This is a genomic window from Bifidobacterium sp. LH_419 (assembly GCF_056356955.1).
In genome coordinates this window covers 1-16,101 of the sequence record NZ_JBKEVG010000006.1, presented here as the reverse complement: position 1 = coordinate 16,101, position 16,101 = coordinate 1, and the positions used below count along the sequence as shown (strand labels likewise).

Annotated in this window: 9 protein-coding genes and 1 pseudogene; 2 read left to right on the top strand and 8 right to left on the bottom strand. The window is 68.1% G+C overall.

The window, feature by feature from the left end:
* Positions 1 to 51: 51 nt before the first annotated feature.
* The 4 genes from AC1AYX_RS05410 to AC1AYX_RS05395 all read right to left on the bottom strand — a co-directional run bounded on the left by AC1AYX_RS05410 (position 52) and on the right by AC1AYX_RS05395 (position 7,862).
* Positions 52 to 1,917 (bottom strand): ribonuclease J, encoded by a 1,866-nt coding sequence (locus AC1AYX_RS05410; RefSeq protein ID WP_476502549.1) that lies wholly within the window; start codon positions 1,915 to 1,917, stop codon positions 52 to 54.
* Positions 1,918 to 2,110: 193 nt separating this feature from the next.
* Positions 2,111 to 3,016, bottom strand: a complete 906-nt coding sequence (gene dapA, locus AC1AYX_RS05405) for a 4-hydroxy-tetrahydrodipicolinate synthase (protein WP_476502548.1) — start codon at positions 3,014 to 3,016, stop codon at positions 2,111 to 2,113.
* 58 nt (positions 3,017 to 3,074) lie between these two features.
* Positions 3,075 to 3,830, bottom strand: a complete 756-nt coding sequence (gene dapB, locus AC1AYX_RS05400; RefSeq protein WP_476502547.1) for a 4-hydroxy-tetrahydrodipicolinate reductase — start codon at positions 3,828 to 3,830, stop codon at positions 3,075 to 3,077.
* 135 nt (positions 3,831 to 3,965) lie between these two features.
* Positions 3,966 to 7,862 (bottom strand): SNF2-related protein, encoded by a 3,897-nt coding sequence (locus AC1AYX_RS05395; protein ID WP_476502546.1) that lies wholly within the window; start codon positions 7,860 to 7,862, stop codon positions 3,966 to 3,968.
* Positions 7,863 to 8,030: 168 nt separating this feature from the next.
* Here AC1AYX_RS05395 and AC1AYX_RS05390 point away from each other — a divergent pair, with 168 nt between their 5' ends.
* Both AC1AYX_RS05390 and AC1AYX_RS05385 read left to right on the top strand, forming a co-directional pair.
* Positions 8,031 to 9,416 (top strand): bifunctional phosphopantothenoylcysteine decarboxylase/phosphopantothenate synthase, encoded by a 1,386-nt coding sequence (locus AC1AYX_RS05390; protein WP_476502545.1) that lies wholly within the window; start codon positions 8,031 to 8,033, stop codon positions 9,414 to 9,416.
* Between the two features lie 68 nt (positions 9,417 to 9,484).
* Positions 9,485 to 10,249 carry a type III pantothenate kinase gene (locus tag AC1AYX_RS05385; RefSeq protein ID WP_476502544.1) on the top strand — a complete coding sequence of 255 codons (765 nt, stop codon included), beginning with the start codon at positions 9,485 to 9,487 and terminating at the stop codon, positions 10,247 to 10,249.
* A 55-nt stretch (positions 10,250 to 10,304) separates the two neighbouring features.
* Here the strand turns inward: AC1AYX_RS05385 and AC1AYX_RS05380 are convergent, their stop codons facing one another.
* The 4 genes and pseudogenes from AC1AYX_RS05380 to AC1AYX_RS05365 all read right to left on the bottom strand — a co-directional run.
* Positions 10,305 to 11,732, bottom strand: a complete 1,428-nt coding sequence (locus tag AC1AYX_RS05380) for an ABC transporter substrate-binding protein (RefSeq protein WP_476502543.1) — start codon at positions 11,730 to 11,732, stop codon at positions 10,305 to 10,307.
* 131 nt (positions 11,733 to 11,863) lie between these two features.
* A complete protein-coding gene (locus tag AC1AYX_RS05375; protein WP_476502542.1) occupies positions 11,864 to 13,204 on the bottom strand; it encodes an ABC transporter substrate-binding protein in 1,341 nt (446 codons plus the stop codon).
* 276 nt (positions 13,205 to 13,480) lie between these two features.
* Positions 13,481 to 15,559 (bottom strand): beta-galactosidase, encoded by a 2,079-nt coding sequence (locus tag AC1AYX_RS05370; protein ID WP_476502541.1) that lies wholly within the window; start codon positions 15,557 to 15,559, stop codon positions 13,481 to 13,483.
* Between the two features lie 415 nt (positions 15,560 to 15,974).
* Positions 15,975 to 16,101, bottom strand: a pseudogene (locus tag AC1AYX_RS05365) (carbohydrate ABC transporter permease); the annotation flags it as partial.

Genomic DNA, 16,101 nt, shown 5'->3' with positions numbered 1-16,101 from the left:
GGGAGCTGGCCGGCCGTCGGGCCGGACTGAGGGGGGGTGCCGGGGTTCCGGTCAGTGCTGTTCGGTGACGTCGGTGGCGATGTCGGCCACGACGGGCACGATCATCGGCTTGCGGCGCAGCTGGCGGGCGATCCAGCCGCCGAGCGTGCGGCGCATGATCTGCTGCAGCTTGTACGTGTCGGTGGTGCCGGCCATGAGCGCGTCGTTCAGCTGCTCGACGATCTGGTGGCGCACCTTGTCGAACTCGCTTTCGTCCTCGGCCACGGCGTTCAGGTAGATCTTCGGGCCGGAGACGACCTCGCGGGCCTCGGAGTCGACCACGACGAACGCGGAGACGAAGCCCTCGGTGCCGAGGATGCGGCGCTTCTCCAGCTCCTCGTCGGTGAGCTCGCCGACCGAGTCGCCGTCGACGTACACGTAGCCGCACGGCACGGAGCCGACGACCGCGGCCTTGCCGTGGTACAGATCGACGACGTCGCCGTCCTCGGCGAGCACGACGTTCTGCGGGTCGACGCCGGTCTTCACGGCGATCAGGCCGTTGGCGACGAGGTGGCGGTTCTCGCCGTGGATCGGCATCGCGCACTTCGGCTTGACGATGTTGTACATGTACAGCAGCTCGCCCTCGTTGCAGTGGCCGGAGACGTGCACGGCCGCGTTGTCGCGGTTGACGACCTTCGCGCCGAGCTGGACGAGCTTGTTGATGACCTTGTACACGCCGTGCTCGTTGCCCGGGATGAGCGAGCTGGCGAGGATCACGGTGTCGAACTCGTTGATGTGGATGTCGCGGTGGTTGCCGTCGGCGATGCGGCCGAGGGCGGCCATCGGCTCGCCCTGGGAGCCGGTGCACATGTAGACGAGCTTGTCGTCCTGGATGTCGTTGGCCTGCTTGAGGTCCACGACGGTGCCTTCGGGGATGTGCAGGTAGCCGAGGTCGGCGGCGATGGACATGTTGCGCACCATCGAACGGCCGACGAACACGACCTTGCGGCCGTACTTGTGGGCGGTGTCGACGACCTGCTGCACGCGGTGCACGTGCGAGGAGAAGCTCGCGACGATGATCTTGCGGGTGGCCTGCGCGAACGCCTGGTCGAGCGCCGGGCCGATGGAGGTCTCCGGCTTGACGAAGCCCGGCACCTCGGCGTTCGTGGAGTCCATCATGAGCAGGTCCACGCCCTTCTCGCCGATCTTGCCGAACTCGACGAGGTCGGTGATCTTGTGGTCGAGCGGCAGCTGGTCGAGCTTGATGTCGCCGGTGTCGATCAGGGAGCCGGCCGGGGTCTTCACGTGCACGGCGAGCGCGTCCGGGATGGAGTGGGTCACGGTGATGAACTCGAGGTCGAACGGGCCGACCTTGAGCTTGTCGCGGCCTTCGACCTCCACCTTGGTGGGGTTGATGTGGTGCTCCTTGCACTTCGCGTCGACGAAGGCGAGGGTGAGCTTGGAGCCGATCAGCGGGATGTCCTCGCGCAGCTTGAGCAGGTAGGGCACGCCGCCGATGTGGTCCTCGTGGCCGTGGGTGAGCACGAGCGCCTCGACCTTGTCGAGACGGTCCTTGATGTAGTGGAAGTCGGGCAGGATGAGGTCGACGCCCGGCTGCTCCTCCTCGGGGAAGAGCACGCCGCAGTCGATGAGCAGCAGGTGGCCGTTGTATTCGATGACGTTCATGTTGCGTCCGATCTCGCCGAGGCCGCCGAGCGGCGTGATGCGCATCGAGCCCTTGCGGTACTTCGGCGGGGCGATGAGCACGGCGTCCTGCTGGGGCGCGGTGGCCTGCGTGCCGACGTTCTGGTGGCGGGCGCGGGAGGCTCCGCCGCGGCCGCGGCCGGTGCCCTTGCCGCGGGTCGAGGAGCCGCGGCGGCGCGATGCGCCCGAGTTCTTGGAGGAGTTCTTGGTGTTCTTGTCTTTGTCTTGTGCCATTGCTTTCTTGTGTTTCCTGTAATTCTTGCCTTCGTGCTCTCACGAAGGCGACAGATGTGTCGGCTCGCGGCCGGCCCATGCACGCGGGAACCCACGTATGCGCGTATGCGTGTGAACGCGAACGGCCCCGGCTCCTCCGCGCGTCGGCGTCGTCATGACGCGCGCGCCGGGGGCGCCGGGGCCTCGTCGCCCGTTACAGCAGGCCTGCGGCCCGCATGCCCATCTCGGCCTTCTCGAGCTGGGTGGCGTCCGGGCCGACGTTCGGCAGACGCATGAACGTGGAGTCGAGCACGCCGCGGACCTTCAGTGCGGCCTTGGCCATGACGGCCTGGTAGCCGTCGCCGTTGAGCGCATGGACGAGCGGTGCGAGCTGGTTGGCGAGGTGCTGCGCCTCGTGGATGTCGCCGCGGTCGAAGGCCTCGACGAGCTGGCGCATGGGGTTCGCGGCCGCATGCGCGATGACGGAGATGATGCCGACGGCGCCGATGGAGAGGAACGGCAGGAACAGGCCGTCGTCGCCCGAATACCAGGCGAGGCCGGTGCGCTGCTGCTTCTCGACGGCGGCGGCGAGGTCGCCGGTGGCGTCCTTGACGGCCACGACGTGCTCGAGTTCGGCGAGACGGTCGTAGGTGTCGACCGTCACCTTGAGGCCGGTGCGGCCGGGCACGTCGTAGACGATGATCGGCTTGTCGGTGCTTTCGTCGACGGCCTTGTAGTGGCCGAAGACGCCGTCCTGGGACGGGCGGGAGTAGTAGGGCATGACGACGAGCACCGCGTCGGCGCCCGCCTCCTGGGTCTGTTCGACCATGCGCACGGTGTGCGCGGTGTCGTTGGAGCCGGCACCGGAGATGACCGGCACGTCGACGACCTCCTTGACCGCACGGACGAGGTCGACCTTCTCGTCCATGTGGGTGACGGGCGATTCGCCGGTGGTGCCGTTGACGACGAGGCCGTCGGCGCCGTCGGCGACGAGCTGCTTGGCGAGCTTCTGCGCCGCCGCGTAATCGACGTCGCCGTTGGACTTCATCGGGGTGACCATCGCGGGCAGGATACGCCCGAACGGGGCAGGATTCAGCAGATGCATAGCGCTCTCAGTCATAGTGTTCACCGTACTTCGCGTTGTGGACTCTTCTGTAACGTGCGATCACGGGGCGCGATCACAGGTCGAGGAACTTGTCGAGGCCGACGGTGAGTCCCGCGGGGGCGTCGCCGGCGAGCTTGCGCACGGCGAGCAGGACGCCGGGCATGAACGAGCCGCGGTCGAAGCTGTCGGCGCGGATGACGAGCTGCTCGCCGGCGTTGCCGAAGAGCACCTCCTCATGCGCGTTGAGGCCGCGCAGGCGCACGGCGTGCACGTGGACGCCGTCGACGACCTGGCCGCGCGAGCCGCCGTCGGTCTGGGTGTTGTCCGGCACGGGGCCGAGTCCGGCGGCCTTGCGCGCGGCGGCGATGCCGGCCGCGGTGTGGATGGCGGTGCCGGAGGGGGCGTCCACCTTGTCCGGGTGGTGCAGTTCGATGACCTCCACCGATTCGAAGTACTTGGCGGCCTGCGTGGAGAAGTGGTCGGCGAGCACGGCGGAGATCGCGAAGTTCGGCGCGATGAACACCTTCTGCGTGTCCGGGCGCGGGCCGGCGGCGATGGCCTCGCGCACCTCGGCGAGCTTCTCCTCGGTCCAGCCGGTGGTGCCGACGACCACGTCGACGCCCTGCGCGACGAGCGCGAGCACGTTCGTCAGGCTCACGGCGGGCACGGTGAACTCGACGACGACGTCCGTGTTGTCCGGCGTGATGGCGGTGAGGTCGTCGCCCGCGTCGAGCGCGAGCGCGAGCTGCGTGTCGGCCGCGCCGTTCACCGCGTCGACGACGTGCGATCCCATGCGTCCCTTGGCGCCGACCACCGAAACCCTGATCATGTTGTGCTCCTTGTCTTTCTATATCCCTTGCGGGGCGTATCCGTCACGAGACTATCACCGCCGTCGCGCCGGCCGCCGTTTCGCCCACCTGTCAGACACCACCTGTCAGACAGCCGTTTCCGGCGGTCCCGGCGGCTATTCCAGCAGACCCAGCAGGTCGTCGCGGGTGAGCGAGGCGATGGACGCGGGCGCGGCCCCGGCGAGCGCGGACGCGTCGGTGAATTGCCGTGCGAGCGCGCTTTTCGCGTGCTGCAGTTCGAGGATGCGCTCCTCGATCGTGTCCTTGGCGACGATCCGGTACACGTCCACGTCATGGCGTTGGCCGATGCGGTGCGCGCGGTCGGTGGCCTGGTCCTGCGCGGCCGCGTTCCACCACGGGTCGGCGTGGATGACGACGCTCGCGCCCACGAGGTTCAGGCCCGTGTTGCCGGCCTTGAGCGAGATGAGGAACACGGGGGTCGCATCGGCGTTGAACCGGTCGACGAGTTCGAGGCGGCGTTTCTTCGGCGTGGAGCCGTCGATCCGGTACCAGGCGACGCCCTGCGCGTCGAGCCGTTCGCCGATCAGGTCGAGGAATCCGGTGAACTGCGAGAAGACGAGCGCCTTCTTGCCTTCGGACATGCAGCTGGAGACGAGTTCGGCGATGGCGGCGAGTTTCGCGGACCGGTCCTTCGCGTTCGCGTAGAGGAGCCGCGGGTCGCAGCAGATCTGGCGCAGTCCGGTCAGTTCGGCGAGGATGCGGATCTTCGACGTGTTGAAGTCGTCGTCCTCCTCGTGTTCGAGCTGTTTGCGCAGGCGCTGCTCGTGCGCCGCGTACAGCTTGCGCTGTTCGCCCTCCAATTGCACGGTGACGGTGGTCTCGATCTTGTCGGGCAGGTCGGTGAGCACCTGCGACTTGAGCCGTCGTTTGATGAACACGCCGACGAGCGCCTGGAGACGCCGTGCCACGCGTAGCCCTTCCGGGTTGACCTGCGCGGCGGCGCGCCCTTCGGGGCTCGACGCGTCGGCGGCGCGCGCGTTGGAGATCGGCAGTTCGTAGCGCTCGTGGAACCGCTTGTACGAGCCGAGCAGCCCCGGCATGAGGAAGTCGAAGATGCTCCACAGTTCGCTCAGCCGGTTCTCGATCGGCGTGCCGGTCAGCGCGAACCGGTGCGCGGCGTCCACGGTCTTGACGGCTTTGGCGATCTTCGTCGTGTGGTTCTTGATGACCTGCGCCTCGTCGAGCGCCATCACGTCGAACCGCACGCCGCGGTAGTCGTCCACGTCGCGGCGCAGCAGGTCGTAGGAGGTGATGAGCACGGTGGCCGCGGCGTCGCCGGCCGCGACCGACGCATCATCGTCGCCGCCGTCCTCGCCGTCCGTCGCGCCGCCCGCGCACCGCGCGATGGCGGCGCGGCGTTCCGCCTTCGTCCCGGCGACCGTGACGGCGCGCACGCCGGGCGCGAATTTCGCGAACTCGGCGGCCCAGTTGTAGACGAGCGACGCCGGGCAGACGATGAGCGACGGCAGGGCGCGTTCCGGCGGCGTTCCGGCGTTCCGGCGCGCCTCGGCGAGCGCGACGAGCAGGGTGATGAGCTGCACGGATTTGCCGAGTCCCATCTCGTCGGCGAGGATGCCGCCGAATCCCTTGTCGCATAGCGTGCGCAGCCACCGGTAGCCGTCCACCTGATACGGCCTGAGCACCCGGGCGAGCGACGCCGGCACCTGGTAGCGCGCGGGGTCGATGGTCTTGAGCTCGTCCACGTACGCCATGAACGAGGGCTCCTTGACGACGTCACCGCCGGCGAGTTCGCCGTCGAGCAGGAACGCCTGCATACCGGGCAGCGTGACCGGCCCCGCGTCGAGTTCGCTCTCGGACAGGTCGAAGTCGCCGGCGAACCGGTCGAGCGCATCCAGGTCGGCGCCGCGCAGGTCGACGAACGTACCGTCCTTGAGCCGGTGGAAGCGTTGGCGGCGGCGGTAGGCGGCGAGCAGCGAGCCGACCTCGTCGGGCGGCACCTCGTCGGCGATCGGCGAGATCTCCACGAGATTCGACGTGACGGACAGGCCGACCTTCACGCTCGGCGGCTTCGGCGCGAGCATGCGGTCGAACGCGGGCGTGGTGAACACCTTGCCCTGCGAGCGCAGCGCGTCGAGGCCCTCGTCGAACAGGGCGACGATGCGCGTCGTCTCGTCGCGGCCGATGCGCGCCGGCCGCGCGGGGTCGTCCACCGAGAAATACGTGCGCACGAGGTCGAGCATGGCCCTCTCGGCGCCGAAGTCACGTCCCGCGCCGACCTCAGGCGTGAGTCCCGGCGCGAAATCGCCGCCACGCTGCGGCACGACCGTCATCACGCGTGAACCATACCGGGCCTTCGCCTCGCAGGTGACGCCCTTCTCATCGCGGTCGAGGTAGAACTCGGGTTCGCACTCGACGGGCCGCATCAGCGCGATCTCCTTCGGCACGTTGCCCGCGGGCATGAGGCCGCTGTCGAGCAGACGCGGCAGCAGCGTGCGCGCGAACAGGGGCGCGTCGTCGAAGGCGATGCGCTCGCCCTCCGGAACGCCCGCGCCGCCGGCGTGCCCCACACCCGCCAACGCATCCCGCGCGTCCGGCGCGGCGCACACGACGGGCAGCAGGTCGGCGACCGGCTCCAACGCCTTCGGACAGCGCACGAACCGGTATCCGGCGGCGCTCACGTGCAGCGTCTCGCGCCCGCGTCGGGAGAGCGCCGTGCCGCCGGGGCGCACCGCGCGTCCGTTCCCGTCCGCGGGCGGCAGCATCAGCCACATGTCCCGCTCCCCCGCGATCACGGCCGCGACCGGGGGCGTGCCGGCGAGCGCGTACCCGTCGACGCCGCCATCGCCGCTGATGCGCGTCATCGTCACGATCGGCGTAAACGCGGCCGGCCCGCCGTCCGTTCCGCCGGAGCCGCCGGGCATCCCCTCCACGCGCACGGTGGATGGCGACGACTCGTACCATGAATCGAGCACGAGCCCGATCTCGCTCCCCGCGACCAGGTCGAGCAGACGCGCGACCTCCGAGGCGGCGAGCGTGAGATGCCGACCGAGTTCCACGCCGCCGAAACGGCCGTAGCGCACGTCCTGCACGTCGACGGCGCGGCGCACGTCCGCGACGCGGTCGAGGAAGCCGAGCAGCGCGCGCGACCGGTCGTCGAACATGCCGCGCGTGTGCGTGAACGCGAGTTTCTTCCCGTACTCCCGGTACCGGTGGAACCGCACGTCGTCGAGCAGGTCGTCGATCGATTTGAGCACGTAGGAGGCGCCGCTGCGCGCGCCGATGCGGAACTGGACGCTCCACCGGTCGGACAGGCAGGTGAGGGTCGGCGTGAGCTCCACCTCGCCGGGGCGCGGCGTGCGGGGGTCGGCTCCCGCGCCGCGCCGGGCGCCGGACGCGCGACCGCCCATGCCGCCGGTGCCGTCCGATGTGCCGGCGGCGATCATGGCGGCGCGGCGTTTCGCCTGACGCGTCGTCTCCTCCTGCTCGTCGATGCGCTGCATCGCGGCGAGCAGGCCGCGCGACGAACGCACCGCCGACTTCGCGCCGTACCCGGCGAACCCCTCCGGGTCGGCGACGAACGCGAGTACGAGCGCGGCCATGTGCTTGCAGATGTCGTAGCCGCGCGCGTAGGCGGGGCAGGTGCAGCCGCCGCCGGTCACGTCGCCGGTGTCCGTATGGAAGTACACGTTGACCGTATAACGGCTGGCCGGGCTGGAACTGCCGCGAATCCTACCGGAGATCGTCGCGAGTCCGGTGCGCGCGTCCAGTTCGTAGGCGCAGTCGTCAATCATGCGGCTGCGCGCCGCGGCGATCGTATGGGCGCGCATGAGCACCACGGGCGAGGCGTCGTCCGACAGCGAACGGCGCAGGGATCTCAGGGGGACGCCGTCCCCTGCGTCGCCCCGGGCCCCGTCCGCGTCCCATGCGCCGTAGCCGACGCCGCCGAAATCATCGGCGGCGTCGCCGGCACTGTCGTACCCGTCGTCCGCGTACCCGTCATCGTCCACATGGCCGAACACGCTGAACCCCATGCCGCGGCTCCTTTCCTTCCCTGCCATTCTAGGAGACTCCCGCCGCCGGCCGCCGGACGGCCGCTATACTGGTGTGCGGCGTCGACGGGTGGTCCGCGGCGACCGCAGTGCACGGCGGCATCGGCATAGGTTCGACCGGGATTCCCGGCCGGGAGGCTTTTCACAACCATGGCACGTATTCTTCTGGGGGTCACCGGCAGCATCGCCGCGTTCAAGGCCTGCCATCTCGCGTCCGACTGGACGAAGGCGGGGCACACGGTCCGCGTGGTCGAGACGGCGGCGGCGGAGCGGTTCGTCACGCCGCTCACCTTCACCTCGCTGACCGGCGAACCGACGCGCACCGCGATGTTCCCCGACTCCCCCGCCGTCCCCGGCGATGTGGCCGCGAACCCGGCCCCGGCGACCATCAACCATGTGAAGGACGCCGCCTGGGCGGACCTCCTGGTCGTGGCGCCGGCGAGCGCCGACGTGATCGCGCGCATCGCCGCCGGGATGGCCGACGACACGCTCACCTCCACGATCCTCGCCTACGAGGGCCCGAAGCTCCTGTGCCCGGCGATGAACGTACACATGTACGACAATCCGGCCACGCAACGCAACATCGGCGTCTGCCGTGATTTCGGCTGGACGGTGCTCGATCCGGCGTCCGGCACGCTCGCCTGCGGCGACACGGGCCGCGGCCGCATGCCCGAGCCGGATCAGATCGAACGGGCGGCCGCCGCGCTGCTGGCGGGCGGCGACGGGCGCGATGGCGTGGACGCACGCGATGTCGTGGACGCACGCGATGACCGCGATGATGCGGATGCGCGCGTCGACGCGGACGATACGCCGACCGAGCGCATCGATGGGGCGGATTCCCATGGCGCGACCGCATCCCTGCCGCTCAGGGGCCTCAACGTGCTGGTCACGGCGGGACCGACGCAGGAGCCGCTCGACCCGGTGCGATACCTGACGAACCATTCGACCGGCAAGATGGGCTACGCGCTGGCCGCGTCGGCGGCCGAGCTGGGCGCGCACGTCACGCTGGTCTCCGGCCCGGTCTCGCTGGCGGAGCCGGAGGGCGTGGACGTCGTGCACGTGACCACGGCGCGCGACATGTTCGAGGCGGTGTCGGATTCGTTCGCCGCGGCGGACATCACGGTGATGGCGGCGGCGGTCGGCGACTTCCGCGTCGACGACGTCGCCCCCGAGAAGATCAAGAAGGCGGGACGCGAGTCGATCACGCTGACGCTCGTGGCGAATCCGGACATCCTCGCGTGGGCGGGCGGACGCAAGCGCGACGACGGCTCGCAGGTGCTGTGCGGGTTCGCGATGGAGACCGAGCATCTGGTGCGCAACGCGGCCAGGAAGCTCGCCGGCAAGCATTGCGACATGCTCGTGGCGAACGATCTGCGCGAGCCTGGCGCCGGATTCGCGACGGACACGAACGTGGTGACCGTACTCACGCCGGGCGGCAAGGACGAGCAGACCCCGCACATCGAGCACTGGGACCTGATGGACAAGACCGCCCTCGCCAAGCGCCTGCTCCTCCGTCTCGCCGCCCTGCGCAAGTAACCACGGCATCGGCCCCGGGCCGATACCATCCATCACCTCCCTCTGACGAATCAAAGGAGATACGCATCATGCTGATGGCCGTCGATATCGGCAACACGAACATCGTGATCGGTTTTCTGGAGGGCGACCGCATCGTCGGCTCCTACCGCATCACCACGAAGGCGACGCACACGTCGGACGAGTACGGGCTCATGATCACGCAGTACCTCGCGCTGAGCCACTACACGGCCCGCGACGTGGACGACGTGATCGTCTGCTCGGTGGTGCCGAAGGTCATGTACTCGTTCCGTTCGTCGATCATCAAGTTCCTCGGCATGGAGCCGATGATCGTCGGACCGGGCATCAAGACCGGCATGAACATCCGTCTCGACGATCCGAAGACGCTCGGCTCGGACTGCATCGCCGACTGCGCGGGCGCCTACCACACGTACGGCGGCCCGATCCTGGTGGCCGACTTCGGCACGGCGACGACGTTCAACTACGTGGACGGGACCGGCACGATCGTCTCCGGGTTCATCACGACGGGCATCCGCACCGGCGCCGAGGCGCTGTGGGGCCAGACCGCGCAGCTGCCGGAGGTGGAGATCACGCGTCCGAAGTCGATTCTGGCGACGAACACACGCACCGCCATGCAGGCGGGTCTCTACTACACGTTCCTCGGCGGCATCGAACGCACGATCGATCAGTTCCGCAGGGAGATCGACGAGCCGTTCCAGGTGGTGGCGACGGGCGGGTTGAGCCGCATCTTCAAGGACGACACGGACATGATCGACATCTACGATCCGGACCTGATCTTCAAGGGCATGGCGTACATCTACTCGCGCAACGCGTGAGCGGGGCCGGAGCCGGGGCCGGAACCGAAGCCGGGTGGGGGCCGGCTTCGGCCCGTCAGCGGCTGAGCACGTTGAAGCCCTGGTTCACGCCGTATTCGCGTACGTCGGCCTGCCAGGCGGCGATGCCCTTCCTGAGGGTGATCTTCTCGCCCGGGTTCTCGCGCGGCTGCAGCGGGTTGCCGTCCTCGTCGGTCATGCCGAGGCGGATCTCATGGCGGCGTTTGACATACGACTGCCAGGCGCTCGACCACCGGTAGGATTTGCCGACGGTGGCGCGGAAGTCGGATCGCGCGTACACCTCGAACGGCAGGTACTGGTAGCCGACGGACACGTTCTCGGCCGCGTCGGCGAGCACCCGGTTGAACTGCTGTCCGCCGAAGTACGGGATGTCGATGCCGTTGGAGGCGCGCACGGTGGTCTTGGTGAGGAATTCGCGGCTGGACAGCGTGGCGAGGTCGGCGGGGAACGAGCCGCCGGCGACGCGCGCCTCGATGCCCTGCCGGTCGTGCGTGACGAAGTCGACGAAGCGGTAGGCGGCCTCCGGTTTGCGCGTGGATTGGAGGACGGTCATCGCCGATCCGCCGTTCTCCGCGTTGGTGGGCTGCCCGTCGGGCGTGGGCATCGGCGCGACCCGCCACAGTCCGGCGGCGCCGAGCACGTTCGACAGCAGCATCGACGGCATCCACGCGCCGGAGAACACGGAGGCGATGTCGCCGGTGCCGAGCGCGCGCTTCCAGCTGTCCGACCATGTGGTGCGGTGCGTGTCGATGAGTCCTTCGTCGATCATCTTCTGCCAGAACGCGGTGAACCGTTTCGTGCCGTCGTCGCCGGTCAGATTCACGGTGACGGTCTTGCCGTCCGGGCTGGTGTGGAACGGCTGTCCGCCGGCGAGCCAGATCATCGCGTCGTAGAAGCTGGCGTCGCCCGCGTCGGCGGCGATGTACACGCCGATCTGCTTGAGTTTCTTCGCCGCCTCGTAGTAATCGTCCCAGGTCCTGATCTGCGAGGCGTCGACGCCGACCTGGTCGAACACGGATTTGTTGTAGAAGAACGCCATCGGGCCGGAATCCATCGGCAGGCCGTAGACGCGCCCGGCGAGCTGGACGCTCGACCAGGTGCCGGGCGTGTAGAAGTTCACGTAATCGTCGCCCACGTAGTCGGAGATGTCGAGCAGCTGGCCGGACACGGCGTACTGCAGGAGCGCGAAGTATTCGATCTGAGCCACGTCGGGCATGCCGTAGCCGTCCTGGATGGCGGTGTTGAGATTCTCGTAGCCGGAGATGTTCCGCAGTTCGACGACGACGTCCGGATTGTCCTGTTCGAAGCGGTCGACGACCTCCTCCATGCTCGGCTCCCAGCTCCACACGGTGATGTGCGTGCGCGTGTCCGTCGCGGCGCCGCATGCGGCGGTCGCGACGACGGCGAGCGAGGCGCACGCCACGGCGGCGGCGCGTCTGATCCGTGCGACGATTCGTGATGCCATGCCGACCAGTCTACACACCGGGCCTCATGGTTCCGGGCATGGGAAAGCCCCGTCGATCGCGGGGAACGACGGGGCTTGGGATTTCATCGGCTCATCCCGTCAGGGATGCCACCGAATCAAGGCTCGAAGGCTCACTTGACGGTGAAGCCCTGGTCCTTGCCGTAGTCCTGCAGGGCCTTCTGCCAAGCGGCGATGCCGTCGGAGAGCTTCTGGTCGCCGGTGTAGGACTTGCCCATGTAGTCACCGAAGATGGTGCGGGCCTTGACCTCGAAGGGCAGGAACTGGTAGTCGGAGGAGACGTTCTCGGCCGCCTGGGCGAGGACCTCGTTGTACTTCTGGCCGCCGAAGTAGTCGACGTCCTGGCCCTCGGAGTTCTTCACCGTGGTGGCGTTCTTGAAGGAATCGGACTCCATCGACTTCTTGTCGGCCGGGAAGGCGCCGCCGGCCACACGGGTGGCCACGCCGTCGCCGTGGTTCGCGTACTCGATGAACTTGTACGCGGCGTCGGACTTGGTGGAGGACTTCAGCACGGCCAGCGAAGAGCCACCGTTCTCGGAGTTGGTGGCGGAGCCGTCGGCGGTCGGCATCGGGGCGACGCGCCACTTGCCGGCACCCGCGGCCGCGGAGTTGGCCAGGTTGGCCGGCATCCACGCGCCGGTGAGCAGGGAGGCGATGGTGCCGTCGGTCATGCCCTTGAACCAGTCCTCGGACCAGCCGGTGGTCTTGGTGTCGAGCAGGCCCTCGTCGAGCATCTTCTGCCAGAAGTCGTTGAACTCCTTGACCTTCTCGTCGCCGGTGAGGTTGATGGTCACCTCGGAGCCGTCGGAGGAGGTCTTGAACGGGGTGGCGCCCGCCAGCCAGGTCATCGAATCGTAGAAGCCGGCGTCACCGGTGTCGGAGGTGATGTAGTAGTTGTCGCCGAGGGCGTGGATCTTCTTGGCGGCCTGGTAGTAGTCGTCCCAGGTCTTGATCTGGGTGGCGTCGACGCCGGCCTTGTCGAAGACGTCCTTGTTGTAGAAGAACGCCATCGGGCCGGAATCCATCGGCAGGCCGTAGACCTTGCCGGCGAACTGCACGGAGGCCCACGGGCCGGGCGTGTAGAAGTCCTTGTAGCCGGAGGTCTTGTCGGTGATGTCGAGCAGGTTGCCCTTGATGGCGTACTGCGGGATCGCGTAGTACTCGATCTGGGCGACGTCCGGGGCGCCGGAGCCGGCCTCGATCGCGTTGTCGAGCTGCGTGTACTCCTTGGTGTTGGTACCGACGTTCTTGAGGTTGACCTTGATGCCGGTCTTCTTCGTGAAGTCCTTCGCCACCTGGGTCAGCGTGGGCTCCCAGGCCCACACGGTGATCTCCTTGGCGTCCTTCTCCTGAGCCGGCTGCGAGTTGGTATCGGAACCGCAGGCCGCGACGCTGGCGAGCATCGCGATCGCGCCGGTCAGCGCGATGGCCTTCTTCGCATTGGTGAACTTCATCGTCCTTGTGCTCCTTCCCTTCGACCGTCCGTCCGGCCGAAGACCTGTTGTCTACCACTTCCATCGACGACTCCGGGATTCGTACGATCCTGAACTCCCGGCCGTGGGAATCCGTTGTGGTTCCTACCTTCTTCGTCATTGATGGTTGCGATAACATCAATTATACATATAACGCGATATTCCGCCACCCGGTCCGGCGTGTTATCGCAACCACACCGGTCGCGGCCACGACGGACCGGACGGGGCCGCGACCGGGATGGGCGCGGTCCCGTTCCGTCACAGCTTGACGACGAGGACGCCGTTCGGCTGGATGGCGGCCGTATGCTCGCTGTCGTTGACCTGGGCGAGCGAGGCGACGAGCGGCTTGCCCTCCACGTCCACGACGGCCACGTCGTGCGTGCGGTTGAACAGGAACACGAAGTGGTTCTCGTCCGTCACGTCCGCGCGTTCGATGCGCAGCACCTCGCCGCGGTCGTCCTCGGCCGGGATCTCGACGCCGAGCACGTCGAGGATCTCCGGCAGGCTCGTCGCCAGCCCCTCGCGCCCGAGCTTCGCGCCGACGTACACGGCCTTGCCGTCGCCGAAATCGTTGACGGTGATGGCGGGCGCGCCGTCGAAGCCGGTCCACTTGTCGGCCTTGAAGGTCTCGAGCACGCGGGTCGTCTCGGCCACGGAGCCGATCACGTCGGCGATGTCGTGCGCGACGGCGCCGTTCGAGAGGTCCAGATGGTCCATCGTGCCGGGGAAGTCGTCGCCCATCGGCGCGTGCTCCTCGACGCGCACGCCGACGACGTCGCGGATCGAGCCGGGGTAGCCGCCGAGCCAGATGTGGTCGCGTTCGTCGGACAGTCCCGTGTAGTAGGTGACGATGACCTTGCCGCCGTTCGCCACGTACTCGCGCACGCGGCGCGACGTCTCCTCGGAGAGGATGTAGACGGCGGGCAGCACGACGGTGTCGTAGCCGTCCCAGTCGCCGCGCACCGGCACCACGTCGGCGGTGACGCCGACGTCGGCGAGGGCGCGGAACCAGTCGAGCGGCTCGGTCCAGTGGCGCACGTTCTGGGTGGGCGTCGCGGTGTGCTCGGTGGCCCACTGCGACTCGTAGTCGAAGACCACGGCCACCTTGGACTTGACGAGCGTGGTGCCGAGAAGGCCTTCGTCGGCGAGCAGGTTCAGGTCGTCGCCGAGTTCGCACACGTCGCGGAACACCTGCGAGTCGGGGCCCGCGTGGGGAACCATCGCGGAGTGCCACTTCTCGGCGCCTGCCTTGGACTGGCGCCACTGGAAGTAGCAGATCGCGTCCGCGCCCATGGCGAGATGCGCGAGCGAGTCGCGCACGAGCTCACCCGGCTCGTTGCGGTAGTTGATCGGACGCCAGTTCACGGACGACGTGGAGTGCTCCATGAGGAACCACGGATGCTTGCGCGCGATGCCGTCGGTGAGGGACGCCGAGTAGGCGAGCTCGTCGAGATGCGCCTCGCCGGGCGTGAAGTAGTGGTCGTTGGACACGAAGTCGACGTCGTAGCCCCACTTGTCGTAGTCGAGGCCGGTGCCGCCGGCGGAGACCATGAAGTTCGTGGTCTGCGGCTTGGGTGCGATCTCGAGCAGCGTGTCGCGTTCGGCCTTGTAGAAGTCGAGCAGCGCGTCGGAGCTGAAACGCTTCCAGTCGAGCAGCTTGCCCGGGTTCATGAAGTTGCCGTCGCCGATGAAGCGCGGCGGGATGATCTCGGAGAAGTCGTTCATGTGCTGCGCCCAGAACGCGGTGCCCCACGCCTCGTTGACGGCCTCGATCGTGCCGTAGCGCTTCTCGCACCAGTCACGGAAGGCGCGCGCGGCGTCGTCCGAGTAGTCGAAGCGGTTGTGGCAGCCGTACTCGTTGCTCACATGCCAGGCGACCACATACGGGTTGTCCTTGTAGTGCTCGGCCATCTTGCGGCACAGCTTCAGCGCGTAGTCGAGGAAGACCGGGCTGGTGGCGCGCCAATGCTGGCGGGCGCCGGGCTGGCACACGTCGCCGCGGTAGTCGACCCAGAGGATCTCCGGGTGCGCCTGCGTCATCCACATCGGCGGCGAGGCGGTGCCGGAGGCGAGGTCGACGGCGATGCCGGCCTTGCCGAGTTTGTCGATCACGCGGTCGAGCCAGTCGAAATCGTATTCGCCCTCACGCGGTTCGAGCTTCGCCCAACTGAAGATGGCGACGGACACGAGGTTGACGCCGGCCTCCTTCATCAGGGTGATGTCCTCGTCCCACACCTCTTCGGGCCACTGGTCGGGGTTGTAGTCGCCGCCATACCAGATGCGCGGCTTGCCGCCGCCCAACGGCTGCGGCCACTGGAACGTCCTATGTTCACTCATAACAAAATCCTTAGTATCAAGCTTCGGAATCGGCTTCGGAATCGCCGCGGAATCGGGCGTGAGCCCGATTCGGTATTTCTGCGCCCCCTTTAGGGGGAGCTGGCGCGCGAAGCGCGGCTGAGGGGGTGGGCTCCCTCTGACGAGGGAGCTGTCCGCCGCAGGCGGACTGAGGGAGAGACAGCGGCCGCAGGCCGCAGGAAACAGGATCGGCCTTCGGCCGATGCGATCTCCCCGCGGCCTTATGGCCGCTCTCCTTCTCTCCCTCCGCCAGCCCATGGCCGGCACCTCCCTCGTCAGAGGGAGGCAGGAAGCCACATCGGCCGCAAGACCGATACCGTTCCCCGCGGCCTACGGCCGCGGTCTCTCCCCCACCCGGCTCCGCCGGGAGCCCCCTCGTCAGAGGGGGCCGACCGTGTCACTCCTTGACGGCGCCGGCCGCCAGGCCGGACTGCCAGTACTTCTGCAGGCACAGGAACGCGACCACCAACGGGATGATCGTGATCAGCGAACCCGTGATCACCAGGTTCTGGATCGCCTGACCG